Here is a 16027-nt window from a genome sequence, read left to right on the forward strand (position 1 = left end):
CCATGACAAAACTTGATGTTTTAGTGATTGCAGCTCATCCCGATGATGCTGAATTGGGCTGTTCAGGAACCATTTTATCTCAAGTAGCAAAAGGATATAAGGTAGGAATAGTAGACTTGACCCAAGGTGAAATGGGAACCAGAGGTACGCCCGAACTTCGTCTACAGGAAGCAGAAGCCGCTGGCAAAATACTGAAATTATCCGCTCGTGAAAATTTGGGCTTCAAGGATATTTACTTTACCAACGATGAAGCACATCAACATCGTTTGATTGAAGTCATCCGAAAATATCAACCTGAAATAGTTTTGGCTAACGCCATTTCGGATAGACATCCAGACCATGGGAAAGGGGCGGATTTAGCTACCAAAGCTTGCTTTATGAGCGGCCTAAGAAAAATAGAAACCAGTTTTGAAGGGAAAAGCCAAGAAGCTTGGAGACCAAAATTTGTTTACCATTACATTCAGAATAATTATATCAAGCCAGACTTTATAGTGAATATCACTCCTTATTGGGAGGACAAAGTGGCGAGTATCAAAGCATATAAGTCTCAGTTTTTTGATCCCAATAGCCAGGAGCCGGCAAGTTTTATTTCCGATCCTGAATTTCTTCCATTCATAGAATCTAGGGCAAGAGAATTTGGCCATAGGATTTTAAAGACCTATGGAGAAGGTTTTACGGTAGAAAGATTTATTGGAGTGGATGATTTATTTGATTTGAAATAAGAATTAGGGAGCTAATATAGATAGCTCCCATGCTCCATTTTTCTCCTCGTAACAAACCCTGTCATGTAACCTGCTAGGTCTGCCTTGCCAAAATTCCACGTAAGAAGGTATAAGTCTATAACCTCCCCAATGCAAAGGCCTTGAAATTGGGGTGTTTTCAAATTTTTGCTCCATCTCTTTTAACCTTTGCTCTAATTCCTCTTTCGACTTTAATTTCTGACTTTGAGGAGAAGTCCATGCCCCGATTTGCGAACCTTTTGGCCTGGAAAAGAAATATTCATCAGACAATTTTGAGGAAACCTTTTCTATTTCCCCTTTTATTCTAACTTGCCTTTCAAGTTCAGGCCAAAAGAATGTGAGGGAAGCAACTGGGTTTTTTGCAAGCTCTCTTCCTTTTTGGCTTTGGTAATTTGTAAAGAAGACAAAACCTGAATCAACTTCCTTTAAAAGTACAATTCTACCATTTGGAAAGCCATCTTCCCCAATAGTAGATAAGGTCATGGCATTAATTTCTATAACTTTTGATGCCAGCGCTTCTTGAAACCATATATTAAATTGGTCTATAGGATTAGCGCATAAATCATTGATATTCAATGTTTTTAAGCTGTAGTCCTTACGTATTGCTGAAATATTCATCTTAATTTTAATTTCAATAAAAATTTTGCGATAAATGTACTATGGCTATTGATTTTAAAAAATTATGATCTATATTTTTCTTTTAATTATACCAACTAGTAAATGAATCAAAATGAGAAAATAACACCAAAGGCAGGAGATTTACTACTTTCTGAGCCATTTTTGCAAGATGAGAATTTTGTCAGATCAGTTGTGTTGCTTTGTGAACACAATGAGGAAGGGAGCTTTGGATTGGTAATAAACAAGGTTTCTATACTTAAACTGGCAGAATTGGTTGAGGATCTGGATTTTTTGGATTCTGATGTATTTGTTGGGGGGCCGGTAGAACAAAATACACTTCATTACATATACCTTGGAGAAAAGGAGTTAGATAGGAGTATACAGATTGGAAAGGATCTATGGTGGGGAGGAGATTATGGTCAATTAGTAGAAAAATTGAAAACAGGATTGATTGATCCTGAAAGAGTTAGGTTTTTTATTGGTTACAGTGGTTGGGGCTTGAATCAATTAGAAGAAGAATTAGAAGATAAAACTTGGATTGTCTGTAAGGAAGAAGTCGATTATCAGACATTTGAATATACTCCAGATGAGCTTTGGAGAAAGCTTTTGAAAAATATGGGAGGAGAGTTTAAGGTAATCGCAAATTATCCGCTGGACCCAAGATTAAATTAGGCAAAATCCTTACTTTTGCCCATATTGCCTTGAAATAGTAGCGTTTTTATGACTGAGAAAAGTAACGATTTGTCCGGCAAGGACAAGGTGACCCAAACCTCCAAAAATGAAGAGGTAAAGGGTATTGAAAAAGAAACAAAAGTAGAATCTACAGAAGAGACTTCTGAAGAGCCAGTTGCTGCTGAAGAAGAGACTGGCGAAGAGGTGAAAGCTGAAGAAAAACTACAGAAACTATCCCCTCCGCTACGGCTGAGCCAGTAAGTGAACCAGCTTCTGAAACCACGGATGCCGAAGAGAAAGTGGAAGAGACTACAAAAGTAGAGGATGCTGCCTCAGAAGACGAGGACGAAGAGGACCAGGAGGAAGAAGAACATGAAGAGGAAATAGACCTTTCTTCACTTTCCAAAATTCAATTAGTTAAGCTAATCAAAGAAAAGTCTCAACAAGGTAATGTGTTGAAACTGGATAAATTGGTGCATGAGATCAAAGCTGCCTTTGATGAATTTATCCATAAGGAAAGAGATGAGGCCTTGGCAAAATTTAAAGAGGAGGGAGGAACTGAGGATGATTTTGACTTTAGACCAAGCGAGGAAGAAAAGGAATTCAATAAATATTATTATGAGTTTAAAAAGCAGGTAAATACCATCCGAAAAGATGCTGAAAAGCAAAAAGAGGAAAATTTAGCTGCTAAAAATGAATTGCTGAATAAGTTGAGAGAGCATGTAGATGGAGAGGAGACTACTCTAAGCATGGCCTCTATCAAAGCGATCCAAGAAGAATGGAAGTCTATTGGCCCTGTTCCAGCTTCTCAAAATAGAAGTCTATGGGCAAGCTATAATGCCTTGATGGATCGTTTTTACGATAACCGAAGCATTTATTTTGAATTAAAAGAGCTTGACCGTAAAAAGAACCTGGAAAGTAAGATTGAACTTTGCGAAAAAGCGGAAGCTCTGAAGGATGTGAAGGACTTGAAAGATGCCATCAAATCCTTAAATGAACTGCATGAGGAATTCAAGCATATAGGTCCTGTTCCGAGAGATGAACAAGAAGATCTTTGGCAACGTTTCAAGGCCGCATCTGATGCAGTCTATGACAGAAGAAAGGAATATTACGAAGGTCAAAAAGAAGTTTTCCAAAAGAATCAAGTCGAGAAAGAAGCCTTAATAAAGAAATTGGAGGCATTCACTGATTTCAAAGCGGAGCGAATTAAGGATTGGAATACCAAGACAAAAGAGATTTTGGAAATTCAGAAATCCTGGGAAAAAATCGGTCCGGTTCCCAAAGAATCAGGAAAAGAAATCAATAAGTCTTTCTGGAGTTCATTTAAGCAATTCTTTCATAACAAGAACCTTTTCTTTAAGGAACTTGATGAAATCAGAGCAACCAATCAAGCCAAAGCGGAGGAGTTAATTACAAAAGCTGAGGCATTGATGAATAATACAGATTGGCAAAATACAGCCAATCAATTGGTCAAATTACAGCAAGATTGGAAGAAGTTGGGACCTACTCCTGAGAAGAGCAGAGATGCCCTGTATAAGAAGTTTAAGACGGCTTGTGATACCTTCTTTGATAATAGAAGAAATGCCAATAAACAGAATAATGCGGAGTTTGAAGCCAATTTGCTGAAGAAGCAAGAAGTGATCAAGGAAATTGAAGCTGCAAAAGATGCTTCTGAAGATAATCTGACTGCCCTAGTTGGTAAGTTCAACGAACTTGGATTTGTTCCTAGAAAAAACATGAAGGAAATTCAAGCACAATTCAAAGCCGCAGTTGATGTGTATTTGGAGAAGTTGGATCCAGATTTTGACAGGGAAGATTTCTTATTCAGATTAAACTTGAACAAGATTCAATCCGATCCTAATGCTTCAAAGACCCTCAATAAAAAGGAACACGGAATTCGTAAGCAGATTGCCGATCTTGAAAACAACATTGTTTTATGGAAAAATAATCTTGAGTTTTTCGCGGCTTCTAAAACTGCGGATAAGTTGAAAGATCAATTTGACGTGAAGATCCAAAAAGCGGAAGAAGAAATCGACAAATTAAAGAAAAAGCTTTCCATCATTAGGGAGTTTTAAATTTTTCTCTCTCATAATTAAGGAGATAGAAAAAATCTTTTAACAGGGTTTGGAGCGAAATATAGCATGGCCTATATTTGCAGCACGTTAAAGGAACAAGCCTCCTTAGCTCAGCTGGTAGAGCAACTGACTTGTAATCAGTAGGTCATTGGTTCGATCCCGATAGGAGGCTCTGAAACGACAAAAACCACTCGATAATCCGAGTGGTTTTTTGTTTTATATTGGCCAAATGACTGCATTATTTTTTGTTTATATCCTATATTCAGGTTCTAAGGATCGTTATTACATTGGGCAGACTGAAAATTTAGAAGAGCGACTTTTTCAACAAAATTCTGGTTATTTCAAAAAATCACATACTCATGGAATAAAGGATTGGAAAGTAGTCCATAAAATTTCTAGTTTATCAAGGAAACAAGCAGTGAACATCGAATTGCATATTAAAAGAGCAAGAAAAAGGAAATATTTAGAAGACCATCAAAAGTATCCGGAAATCAGCCAAAAGTTGGTAGAGTATTATTCTGATTCAACTCAGTAGGTCATTGCCCCGATAGCTATCGCGGGCGATCCCGATAGGAGGCTCTGAAGCGACAAAAACCACTCGATAATCCGAGTGGTTTTTTTGTTTTATATTGGCCAAATGACTGCATTTTTTTTTGTTTATATCCTATATTCAGATTCAAAGGATCGTTATTACATTGGGCAGACTGAAAATTTAGAAGAGCGACTTTTTCAACACAATTCTGGTTATTTCAAAAATCACATACTCATGGAATAAAGGATTGGAAAGTAGTCCATAAAATTTCTTGTTCATCAAGGAAACAAGCAGTGAACATTGAATTGCATATTAAAAGAGCAAGAAAAAGGAAATATTTAGAAGACCTTCAAAAGTATCCGGAAATCAGCCAAAAGTTGGTAGAGTATTATTCTGATTCAACTCAGTAGGTCATTGCCCCGATAGCTATCGCGGGCGATCCCGATAGTAGGCTCTGAAACGACAAAAACCACTCGATAACTCGAGTGGTTTTTTTGTTTTAAGGGTCGGGGGGGGGAGATAAGGGAACAGGGCAGGGGATTGGCAATGCATTTATTTTTCTATCTATCTCCATCAATAAATTCCAGAAGGCTTAATGGAACCTATTTCTAAGTATTTTTCCTTCCATTGGATGATTTTATTTTTTCGGTAGTCGCATTCATGCAATAATCCTATAATTTGTACACGCATTAAGAGTTTGTATATTTCGATGTCTTACATACCCCTTTACAGTTGATGAATTTCTTTACCAAATCGGCTTTATTTGCCATTTCTTCCATCCTAGTTTTTTCAGCTTGTGAACCCGAGAGATCTCCATTTGATGTTTCTCCGTCTGAATCCATGGATCCAAAACGTCTGGAGCCTCCATTTCCTGAAGTAGCGCTTCCTGAAGGAATAGATTTAGAGTCCCCTACTTGGAAAGGGATAGATCTTACACCTACTGCTCCTGTTGTCCCGGTGTCTGCCAATGAGGAGAAGAAATCATTTGTGCTGAAACCGGGATTTCATATGGACCCGGTTTTATCAGAGCCACAAATCAGGGAACCTGCCGCGATCCAATTTGATGGAAACGGAAGAATGTATGTGCTGGAACTTCGCACGTATATGCAGGACATCGATGCCAATGGTGAATTGATGCCTACTTCCCGAATTTCCAGATGGGAGGACAAGGACAATGATGGAGTATATGAAACAGGTGTGGTATTCTTGGATAGCTTGGTTTTCCCAAGATATGTGGTTCCATTCGGTCCCAATGCAATCTTATCCATGGAGTCCAATGAAGATCATGTATACAAGTTTACAGATGTAGACGGAGACGGTAAGGCGGATAAGAAAGAGCTTTTGCCTCAGGATTGGGCCGATCAGGGAATGTAGAGCATCAAACCAGCTTTCTTACCTGGGCATTGGACAATTGGATGTACAGTACCTATAATTCAAAAAGAATTCGATGGACACCTGATGGGGTGATCCAGGAACCAAGCGGAAATCCTTGGGGACAATGGGGGGTGACCCAGGATAACTATGGGAAACTATGGTTTCAAGATGGAGCAGGAGGAGTACCGCAAGGTTTTCAGTTTCCTATTGCCTATGGAAACTTTAGTGTGAAAGGCCAGTGGAAAGACGGATTTCGTATTCCTTATAGCCTAATCAAGTTGGCTGACTTCCAACCAGGAATGAAAGAGGCAAATCCTGACGGGTCTTTGAACAATGTGACTGGAGCCGCAGGCAGTGATGTTTACAGAGGCGATAGACTCCCAAAAGAATTGGTGGGACAATATTTCTATGGAGAGCCAGTAGGTAGGATTGTCAGACAGGTGAATTCTGAAAATGTAGAGGGCTTGACTTATATTCAAAATAGTTACATAGATTCAAAATCAGAGTTTATCCAATCTACTGATCCTTTATTCAGACCAGTGGATATGGCCACGGCACCTGATGGGACCTTGTACATTGTTGACATGTACAGGGGGATTATTCAAGAAGGAAACTGGACGCAGGAAGGAAGCTACCTGAGGACTAAAATCCAACAGTATCAAATGGATGATGTGATTGGAAATGGTAGAATCTGGCGTTTATCCTATGAGGGCATGCCTAGAAATACGGAAAAGCCAAGAATGTATGAAGAAACCTCTGCGGAATTGGTAAGACACCTGGAAAATCCAAATGGATGGTGGAGAGATCAGGCCCAACAAATCATGATTTTGAACCAGGATAAATCCATTGTGGGAGATTTGGAGAATATGGCCAAAACATCCGATAGTGAATTGGCTAGGATCCATGCACTTTGGACCTTAGAAGGTCTTAATTCCTTGGACTTAAGTTTGGTAAGAGCACTGATGAAGGACCCGAACCCAAACATCCAGATTCAAGCATTGAAAGCCAGTGAGACGCTCTATAAGTATGGAGAAAAGAGTTTGGCTTCTGATTACAAAGAAATGGCAAAATCATCTGATCCAAATGTGGTGATTCAAGCCTTGTTTAGTGCTTATATTTTGAAAATTGACCAAGTGGAAGACTTGATGAAGTCTACCTTAGCTTCTAATCAAGCTCAAGGGGTGCAATTGGTTTCTACCCAAATTCTTGAAAAAATAGAAGAAGCTAAAAAGGCTGCATCAATAAAATATGCTCCGGAGGAATTGGCCTTGTTTACAAAAGGAAAATCCATATTTGATAGTTATTGCTCCACTTGCCATGGCCCCAAAGGGTTAGGGTCTCCTGCTGGAGATGGATTGATTGCTCCTGCATTTTCTGGTTCACAGCGAATCCAAGGTCATCCTGAATATGCGGTTAAGACTCTTTTGCATGGCCTCACAGGTGATTTGGAAGGAAAAGAATATGAAGGGGTCATGATTGCCATGAATATGAATGATGACGAGTACATCGCATCTGTGTTATCTTATATTAGAAATGATTTCGGTAATGAAGGTAGTTTTATTACCCCTGAATATGTGGCTCAAATTCGAGAGGAGACCAAAGACAGAGATGCTAATTACAGTTTTGACGAATTGATCCATGAGGTACCAAAAGCGCTGGCTCCGCAGGATAATTGGATAGCTACGGCAAGTAGCACGGCACTACAAGGCGTAGGTTCTACCAGAGACCCATCTTATGCATTTGGTTATAAAGGTTGGAAAACAGAAGAATCCCAAAAACCAGGAATGTGGTACCAAGTCGAGTTACCGGATGAGCATCAGCTTGCTGAAATTCAATTTAGTGCGGGTAAAGAAGAGTTTCCGATTGGATATACGGTTTCTATTTCAAAAGATGGGAATAGCTGGACTGAAGTTGCCAAAGAAAGCGGTCAGCCTGGTTTGAACAATGCGAGATGGAAATCTTCAGAAAACGTAAGGTTTGTAAAAATTGAAAGCACTGAAACTGGAGAGAAACCTTGGTCTATGCGAAGATTGATTTTATATGCCAGATAATTTTATAGAGAGGCTTCAACAAAAGCCTCTCTTTTTTTGTCCACAAAACTTAATTTGGGAAAGCCAGAAAGGCTACTTGCAAAGCCCCTAATTTTTCATATCCAGCTTCATTCATATGAATGGGATCCCGGTAAAATTGATCCTGATTATAAAGGTTGTATCCCCCAAGGTAAACTGATCCAGATAGGGAATCCCATGCAATTCACAGATTTGCTTTTGAATTTCTACATACTTAACCATTCCGTTTTCATCAAAAGGATCATAGCCACCTCGATTGTTAAATGCTTTGCTTGATGTGAAAGAATAAATCGTGGCATTCGGATTCAATTCATAGATTTTTTGGATGCAATAATTGATGCCTCCAGCCTGTGTGACAAGTTTTTCCTCATCGAAATCATCAAATTCTGTATAGTCTGTGTAGCTTCCAATTGCTCTGTTATTCTTATAATCATTGGTTGATGCCCATAGAATATAGATGTCAAAAACGCCTGCTTCATCAATTTGTTGCTTAAGTGATTTCCCTTGTAAAGATGAAAAACCAGCTCCTCCTACACCATAATTGGTCACAGACATACCTAAACGTTCTTTCCAAAGGTCTTTTGCAACTTCACTTGGAGGGATTACAGAAACTGATCCGCCAAAAACAGCAACAGACTTTCCGTAATTGAGGGAATTCTTGATGGGAAGATCTTCTTGGTATTGTTGGGCTGAGAGATGAAGAGAGATTAATAGAAAAAGAAAAACTAGGGGAGATGCTACAGTTTTCATGAGTTAAGTTTTGTGTTATCCAAAAGAAAAAGATAAACCAAACTAAAATAATTTTATCTACTATATGATGAATCAAGTATTTTTTTCTTATTGTATTAATTATAAACAATAACCCATACAACCATGAAAATTAGAGTTACTTTATTAAGCAGTTTGGTAATTCTGCTAATGATGAGTTTCGCTTTTGCACCTTCCATGTTAAGTCCCAAGTATTACGAAGGGAAATGGGAAGTATTAATTAAAGATACTCCTCAAGGGAGTGCAACTATTCCCATGCGATTTGAAACTGTAGATGATGTCACTTCTGGATATTTTACTGAGGAAGGTGTAGCTGAAGAGAAAAAGATGTCTTCTGTAAAAATTACAGATGATGCGTTGTATGCTGCCTTCAATATAAGTGGCTATGATGTAACACTAAGCTTGAAAAAGTCGATGAAGAAACCGCCAAAGGGGATTTGATGGGGATGTTTGATGCCATCGGAACGAAAGTAAAGTAATCAGCAAAAAAAGTGGCAATACTCATTGCCACCCTTTCATTAATCTTGTTACCCAATTTAAATCTATCTAAGATTTAACTCTTGAAGGTGAAGTCAGGCATTTGCATGATCTTTCCACCTTGCATAGCGGATTCATGCGCCAAAATTCCAACGCAAGTAATATTTGCTGATTCACGGGCATCTGGATAAGGTGCCCGTTTTTCTGTTAATGCGTTTAAGAATTCATTTACTAAATGGGGGTGAGATCCACCATGTCCTGATCCTTGGATAAATGACAAGTGTTGATTATCATCACTATCATAAACTCCAGCAGTTGTAAATGGAGCGATTTCTTCAGGAAGTAGATGCGCATAATCAGGGATTTTCACTCTTTCAGGACTTTCTCCAGTGTGAATAACGGAGTCCTCATGTTCGATTAAGGTCCATTCAAATGACTTTTCAGAACCATATACATCAAAGCTTTCTCTGTATTGTCTTGCAGTATTGAATAGGGATCTAGTTACCTCTGCGGCTAAATCTGAATCTTTAAACTTAATATGACAGGTTTCAATAGCGAAAGGAGAACCATATTTTGGAATCAAGTTTTCATCAATTCTACCTGAACCCAAACAAGAAACATACTCAGCCTGAGCTTTTGGTAACGCCAATACTGGTCCCACACAGTGCGTCGCATAGTGCATAGGAGGGAGGCCTTCCCAATAGCCTGGCCAACCTGCCATTTCCTGTTGGTGAGAAGCTCTAAGGAATTGAATTCTCCCTAATTCTCCTTTTTCATACATTTCTTTGACAAAAAGGAATTCACGGCTATAAATCACCGTCTCCATCATCATATAAGTCAAGCCTGTTCTTTCTGTTTCTTCAACAATAGCTTTACAATCCTCAACTGAAGTGGCCATAGGAACAGTACAAGCGACATGCTTTCCTGCTCTAAGTGCCTTTAGGGATTGTTCCGCATGATTTTGAATTGGAGTATTTATATGTACTGCATCGATCTCAGGGTCTTTGAGTAGTTCATCATAGTCCGTATACACCTTCTCTATACCGAAAGCTTTCCCGATTTCTTCGGCCTTTTCTTTATTTCGTTGGCAGATGGCATACATATTTGCTAATGGATGCTTTTGGTAAATAGGTATGAATTCAGCTCCGAATCCTAGCCCTATGATGGCAATATTGATAGGTTTCTTACTCATGTTTTTTACTGTTAATTAAAAAGGTTAATTGATATTTGGATTTTGTCAATGACTATAAAATCTTAAAGTCGTTTATTTGGCCCACTCTTTAAGGAATTTCAATCCCTCGCTAGCAAAACTGTCTTGACTAGGAGCCAAGGGCTTCCAGATACACACCGCACCAGCGAGTTCTTTTACTTCAGGAGTAAAACTTTCTATAGAAATCACACCTTGGTAATTGACTGCTTCCAAACCACGTTTATAGGCTGCCCATGGGGTTTGGCCTGTTCCAGGGGTTCCACGATAATTCTCAGAAACCTGGAAATGGATCAATTTGTCACCTGCCAATTTGATAGCTGCTTCAGGATCAGGTTCCTCTATATTCATGTGAAACCCATCAAGAATTACTTTTGCTTCAGGTTCATTGATATCAGTAATCAACTGCATCAATTCATCACATGTATTGATTAAATCGGTTTCAAATCGATTTAAAGTTTCCAAGGCTATTTCTAATCCAAATTTTCGTGCATTGGCACAAACAATTCTCAAATTAGTCACCGCTCGTTCCCATTCGATTTTTTTCTGTTCAGGTGAAACCAATCGGGCTTTTCCTACCGCAGAATACATGGGGCCTGCCACAAATTTGCAGTTTAAGTCTGCGGCAATTTCAAAACAGCTGTTTAAGTAATCAAAACTGGTTTTGTGGAAGCTGGGATTTTCATTTGTCAGATCCCGGCTTGTTCCGAATGCTCCACAAATCACGGCTTCTAATCCTGTATCTTGAAGAGCCTCTTTTACTTCTTGTACATCAATCAAAGTTGGATCTTCTACAGGTATCTCTACTGCATCGTACCCAAACTCCTTGATCTTAGGAAAGAGTTTTAAAGTCTCTTTATTAAAAGGGGAGGTCCAGAGCCAAGTGCTCACCCCAAATTTTACGTTTAAACTCATGTTCCTATTCTACTTTAATTATTCCGTTCATAAGTCTCCAGTGACCTGGTACTGTACATACAAATGGATATTCTCCTGGTTCATTTGGAACATTGAATACGATGTATTCCTTGCCATTTGGATCCACTAGTTTAGAAGCAACAATGATATCTGGAGAATCTGGAATAAAGTCTTTTTCAATGCCATTTGGATCTCTCGCCAATTGATCTGCAGCAGCTCCAATTGCGTCCATGGTACCTGGCTTGCCTATTACCAAATTGTGTTGCATAAAATCAGGGTTTTCAAATTCGATGGTGACTTGTGTTCCCGCTTTCACAGTAATCAAGGTTTTGTCAAACTTCATTTCATGAGGAACTACAGAAACTTTGACTACGTTACCATTTGCAGCAACCGCAGGTTTTGAAGCTACCTCTTCAGCTTCCATTTGTACTCCGGAACCAGGAACAGTTAAGGCCAAACTAGACTTGTTACTCAATCTACCTGCAAACCACCAGTTTCCTTCATACTTTCCGACTCTGTTTCTGCTATCATCCTGGCCCACACGAACTCTTGAAGGAGTTAAGGAAGTAGTGAATAACCCCTTGGTTTTACCTTTAGCTACTTCTTCTCCATCTACTTTTAAATTCATACTTCCATCCTCAACCAATGTGGCATCTACAGTAAATTGCTCTTCAGGAAGGTTCTTTCTACTGCTAATAATTTCAACCTTTCCTTCTTGGGCTACAGCAAAGTGTAAGCGGTCTTTGTAGATATACAAGCTATATCCATTTTCACCATTTCCTTGAGCTACCAAAATGCCATTTAATGGAACATCTCCTTTGGAAAGAATCATTCGGATGGCGATCTCTTTACCTTTTGGATCTGGTGGGAATAAAATAGCATTGCGTTGATCCAATGTATATTGTTCGCTTACCAAACTTCTGGAAATTCGATCTGCTAAACTCATTTCCTCATCAGGCATATCATGCATGGCCATTCCTGGATCACGATCTGCAAAAGCAGTAGGATGTGAAAGAACTGCCGCAAATAATGCTTGGGGAATGTAATCATCTTCCTGATTCTCCATATTGTCTGCAGCTGTCAATAATTTACCAGCGGCCTCTTCAGAAAAAGGCATATCTGCTATGGCCAAGAAAGCATATTTTCTGGTATGTAAATCCGGATCATTGATCAAGTCTGAAGCTAGAATGGAAGACAGTGCGTCTGGGTTTCTTGGAATGACACGAAGTGCATTTTTTCTAACTGCAGCTGAAGGATGTCTTAAAGCTTTTTCTACTATTTTTTGAGCGTCTGCATTGGTGCCTTCTAATTCCCCAAGTCCTTTCAAAGCCCATAGAGCATTAATTGCAGCCCCATTGATTCCAATAGCATCTACTTCTTGTGAATTAATCAGCTTGTATAAACCTGGAATAACTTCTTTGTTTTGAGATTCAACGATCAATCGTTGTGCAGTTAATCTCCAGAAAAGGTTTTCACTTTCTAGTGCCTCCAACAATTCATCTGCACTAGCATCTTTCAAATCGAAAGTTTTAGAAGGCTCTCCTCCTTTGTAAGTAACTCGATAAATCCGACCATGCTGTCTATCCCTAAGTGGGTTGATATAGGCATTACCTTCTCCATTTTCAAATCCACGAGGGGTAGGGTTGTGCTGGATGATGAAGTTATACCAATCGGCTACCCAAAGCGATCCATCAGGACCTACTTCCGCATGAACAGGGCTAAACCATTCATCTGAACTAGCCAAGATATTGAAACCGTTTTTCTCTTTGTAACCTGAACCATCTGAATTGATCAAAGCTCTGTGGAGTACACGTCCTGTTGGTTCAGCAACGAAAGCTAAACTATTCCAATAATCTCTAGGGAAACTACGTGCCGTATAGAAATTATGTCCTGCTGCTGCAGTATATCCTCCATGATAATCAACCTGTCTTAAAAATGGCTCAAGGTTTGGCATATCATAGTGGGAGTCAATTCCATGAACAGTATTGGCAGAACCTTGATAAATCGGTCTTTTCAAATAGTTGTTGGCCATGGAGAAATACACGGAGTGCTGGCCATTGGCTGTGGAAATAAAGGTTTCAAAATCTTCCGTGAAACCAAGTCCCCAAGTGTTATTGGAAGTATGTCCTAAATATTCCAGGTTTTCACCGTCGAAATCGAATCGATATACGCCTTGACTAAAGGAATGAGAAACGCCACTTACCTCACCACGGAATCCAGAGTATCCTAATACTCCCCAAACTTTATTGTCAAACCCATATTTTAAATTGGAAGGTCCAGCATGGGTATCACTTTTTCCCCAACCAGTAATGATGGTTTCTCTCACATCAGCCACATCATCACCATCCGTATCTTTCAAGAAAACAAAGTCAGGAGCCATGGATATCAACATGCCTCCATTTACAGCAGTAATTGAAGTTGGAATATTCAATCCTTCTGCAAAAACAGTTACTTTATCAGCTTTGCCATCACCATCAGTATCTTCTAAAATTTTGATTTTATCGTCTCCACCCTCTTTTCTGATTTCATTGGGGTAATCGGTGGTTTCAATGACAAATAATCTACCTCTTTCATCCCAAGTGAATGCAATAGGATTGATGATCATAGGTTCGGAAGCAAAAAGCTCCAATTCAAATCCAACAGGTACCTGCACCAATTTCATGGATTCTTCTGGAGATAAAGGCAATTGGAACCTTGGGGCGGGATCTCTTCTTTCATAATTAGGAATCTCCGCGTCCTCAAACTGTGGGGTAGGAATATTATAAGCTGTTAAAAGCTCGTTTACTTTATCTCCTACAGCCCAAAGGATTCCATTGGCAACAAGTTGCTGAAACTCTTCTTTCTCCCAAGTCTTTTCATTATGACCATAGGCAGTATAAAAAACTCTACCTTTTCCTTCTTCTCGAGTCCAAGTATAAGGTTCTTTGTGATCTCCTTCTACTCGTTCCATTAGTACATGCATATCAGGGTTCAACTGACTATGAACATAAGTTTCATCCCATGTTTCAAATTCATTGATGCCATCCATAATTGGATGATCCTTATCAATGATATCTACCGTAAAATCTCCAGTACCATGGGTACTAAACTGACCTCCTACTGCAGAAATGTACCAGGGCGAATTTTGGAAGCAGAAAGATGCCGAGTGAATCGGAATCAAAGCTTTGCCACCTTGAACAAAGTCCTTTAAGGCAGTTTCCTGCTCCGTAGTAATTTCATTATGATTGGCATAAATCAACAAACCATCGTAATTACTCAACTTGGTTTCATTCAAGTCGTTTACATCAGTGGTGTACGTCAGATTTATACCTTTTTGAAAGAGAGGTGTTTCAATATACATCATCAGCTTTTCAGAGTTGTGATGTTCGCTCTCATGGCCTAATACGAGAATTTCAACACGTCTAGGCTCAGTGGAAGACAAGAATGTCTCGCCAGATTTTTGTCCGCAACTTATAAGAAGCGAAACGACCAAAGTGGTCACTAACCAAGAAAGTTTCATGGGGGGGATTTTAATGGATATTCTCATAAAATGGGTTTATGTATCAATTGCAAACCAATATTCTATATAAATTTCCCAAATTTCTCACTGTATTGATTTGATTTATGACTGAATTTTGCCCTATTTGTAAATAAATCACTTCAAAATACAGCATAACTCAGCTAAAATTTATGAAGAATCCACTCAAAAAATCGCGTATTCCAGACTCAAAAGTCTTTGTAGTCCAAGAATTAATTGCGCCTTATTTTGATAAAAACTGGCATTTTCATCCTGAGTACCAGTTGGTAGTCATATTGAAAGGAAGAGGTACTCGATACATAGGAGATCATATTAAACCGTTTAAAGAAGGAGATATGGTCATGACAGGACCAAATCTTCCGCATGTTTGGCGCTCGGACAACGCTTATTTTGACCCGGCAAACGAGTTGGATACTCATTTGATTGTGGCCTATTTTCCTGAAAACTTTCTGGGTGAAGGGATTTTTGAAAAGGAGGAATTTGAGGATATAGGTAGGTTAATGAAAGCTTCCGCAAGAGGTTTGGAAATCACTGGGAAAACTAACCAAGAAATTACTTCCAAAATGAAGAAACTGGTTCAGTTGAAAGGTTCGAGCCAATTGATTCAATTGTTGGAAATATTGAATCATCTCTCACATTCTAAAGATATCAGTCCCATTACCAATGCGGAGTATATCAATTTGAATAAGGAGTCCGAAAAGGATCGGATGGGAGAGGTGTACGAGTATGTCATGAAAAACTACAAAGAGAAAATCATGTTGGAAGAAGTAGCTGCTCTGGCCAATTTATCAGTGAGTGCATTCAGTAGGTTTTTAAATCCCGAGCCAATAAATCCTTCTCAGATTTTATCAGTGACGTACGAATCAGCCATGCCTGCAAACTCCTTCATGAAGAAGGAATCAATATTTCTGAAGTCTGCTATGAAAGTGGATTCAATACCCTTTCCAATTTCAATAAACAGTTCAAGGAAAGAATTGGCAAAACTCCTCTTGCATACCGAAAGGAATATTTGGATAGTTTTGAATAGAAGTCAATATGTTATTTGGAGTGATCATAGTTCAGT

General features: G+C 39.0%; 15 protein-coding genes, 1 tRNA gene and 1 pseudogene. 12 read left to right on the forward strand and 5 right to left on the reverse strand.

Features of this window, described 5'->3' with window-relative positions; all coding sequences use genetic code 11:
• Positions 1-2 precede the first annotated feature (2 nt).
• Positions 3-722 carry a bacillithiol biosynthesis deacetylase BshB1 gene (gene bshB1, locus V8V91_RS01325; protein WP_373398419.1) on the forward strand — a complete coding sequence of 240 codons (720 nt, stop codon included), beginning with the start codon at positions 3-5 and terminating at the stop codon, positions 720-722.
• A gap of 3 nt (positions 723-725) precedes the next feature.
• Here bshB1 and pdxH read toward each other — a convergent pair whose 3' ends face one another.
• Complete coding sequence (gene pdxH, locus V8V91_RS01330; protein ID WP_373398420.1) at positions 726-1358, reverse strand: pyridoxamine 5'-phosphate oxidase; 633 nt, start codon at positions 1356-1358, stop codon at positions 726-728.
• 102 nt (positions 1359-1460) lie between these two features.
• On the opposite strand from pdxH, the gene V8V91_RS01335 reads away from it, so the two are divergent.
• From V8V91_RS01335 to V8V91_RS01370, 8 genes are all read left to right on the forward strand, one after another.
• Positions 1461-2030, forward strand: coding sequence for a YqgE/AlgH family protein (locus V8V91_RS01335; RefSeq protein WP_074224028.1), 570 nt, complete (start codon positions 1461-1463; stop codon positions 2028-2030).
• 48 nt (positions 2031-2078) lie between these two features.
• Positions 2079-2291: a hypothetical protein gene (locus V8V91_RS01340; RefSeq protein WP_373398421.1), complete on the forward strand. Its 213-nt coding sequence runs from the start codon at positions 2079-2081 to the stop codon at positions 2289-2291.
• A 38-nt stretch (positions 2292-2329) separates the two neighbouring features.
• Positions 2330-4105 (forward strand): DUF349 domain-containing protein, encoded by a 1776-nt coding sequence (locus V8V91_RS01345; RefSeq protein ID WP_373398422.1) that lies wholly within the window; start codon positions 2330-2332, stop codon positions 4103-4105.
• A gap of 99 nt (positions 4106-4204) precedes the next feature.
• Positions 4205-4277: transfer RNA gene (locus V8V91_RS01350), tRNA-Thr, on the forward strand.
• 57 nt (positions 4278-4334) lie between these two features.
• Positions 4335-4640 carry a GIY-YIG nuclease family protein gene (locus tag V8V91_RS01355; RefSeq protein WP_373398423.1) on the forward strand — a complete coding sequence of 102 codons (306 nt, stop codon included), beginning with the start codon at positions 4335-4337 and terminating at the stop codon, positions 4638-4640.
• A gap of 102 nt (positions 4641-4742) precedes the next feature.
• Positions 4743-4880, forward strand: coding sequence for a GIY-YIG nuclease family protein (locus tag V8V91_RS01360; RefSeq protein WP_373398424.1), 138 nt, complete (start codon positions 4743-4745; stop codon positions 4878-4880).
• 492 nt (positions 4881-5372) lie between these two features.
• On the forward strand, positions 5373-6011 hold the full coding sequence (locus V8V91_RS01365) for a hypothetical protein (RefSeq protein WP_373398425.1): 639 nt from the start codon (positions 5373-5375) through the stop codon (positions 6009-6011).
• On the forward strand, positions 5990-8062 hold the full coding sequence (locus V8V91_RS01370) for a discoidin domain-containing protein (protein WP_373398426.1): 2073 nt from the start codon (positions 5990-5992) through the stop codon (positions 8060-8062). Before V8V91_RS01365 ends, V8V91_RS01370 begins: the two co-directional genes overlap by 22 nt.
• A gap of 111 nt (positions 8063-8173) precedes the next feature.
• Here V8V91_RS01370 and V8V91_RS01375 read toward each other — a convergent pair whose 3' ends face one another.
• Complete coding sequence (locus tag V8V91_RS01375; RefSeq protein ID WP_373398427.1) at positions 8174-8830, reverse strand: SGNH/GDSL hydrolase family protein; 657 nt, start codon at positions 8828-8830, stop codon at positions 8174-8176.
• Positions 8831-8953: 123 nt separating this feature from the next.
• Here V8V91_RS01375 and V8V91_RS01380 point away from each other — a divergent pair, with 123 nt between their 5' ends.
• Positions 8954-9289 (forward strand): hypothetical protein, encoded by a 336-nt coding sequence (locus V8V91_RS01380; RefSeq protein ID WP_373398428.1) that lies wholly within the window; start codon positions 8954-8956, stop codon positions 9287-9289.
• A gap of 112 nt (positions 9290-9401) precedes the next feature.
• Here V8V91_RS01380 and V8V91_RS01385 read toward each other — a convergent pair whose 3' ends face one another.
• The 3 genes from V8V91_RS01385 to V8V91_RS01395 form a co-directional block, all read right to left on the reverse strand.
• Positions 9402-10517: a Gfo/Idh/MocA family protein gene (locus V8V91_RS01385; RefSeq protein WP_373398429.1), complete on the reverse strand. Its 1116-nt coding sequence runs from the start codon at positions 10515-10517 to the stop codon at positions 9402-9404.
• A gap of 72 nt (positions 10518-10589) precedes the next feature.
• On the reverse strand, positions 10590-11447 hold the full coding sequence (locus V8V91_RS01390) for a sugar phosphate isomerase/epimerase family protein (RefSeq protein ID WP_373398430.1): 858 nt from the start codon (positions 11445-11447) through the stop codon (positions 10590-10592).
• Positions 11448-11451: 4 nt separating this feature from the next.
• Positions 11452-14946 carry a PVC-type heme-binding CxxCH protein gene (locus tag V8V91_RS01395; protein WP_373398431.1) on the reverse strand — a complete coding sequence of 1165 codons (3495 nt, stop codon included), beginning with the start codon at positions 14944-14946 and terminating at the stop codon, positions 11452-11454.
• Positions 14947-15116: 170 nt separating this feature from the next.
• Between V8V91_RS01395 and V8V91_RS01400 the strand changes: the two are divergent.
• Both V8V91_RS01400 and V8V91_RS01405 read left to right on the forward strand, forming a co-directional pair.
• A pseudogene (locus V8V91_RS01400) lies at positions 15117-15281 on the forward strand (AraC family transcriptional regulator); the annotation flags it as partial.
• Positions 15282-15826: 545 nt separating this feature from the next.
• The gene (locus tag V8V91_RS01405; RefSeq protein WP_373400841.1) at positions 15827-15991 is read left to right on the forward strand and encodes a helix-turn-helix domain-containing protein; all 165 of its coding nucleotides are present in this window, start codon (positions 15827-15829) and stop codon (positions 15989-15991) included.
• Positions 15992-16027: the final 36 nt, after the last annotated feature.

This window comes from Algoriphagus halophilus, from assembly GCF_041729275.1.
GTDB classification, from domain to species: Bacteria; Bacteroidota; Bacteroidia; order Cytophagales; family Cyclobacteriaceae; genus Algoriphagus; species Algoriphagus halophilus_A.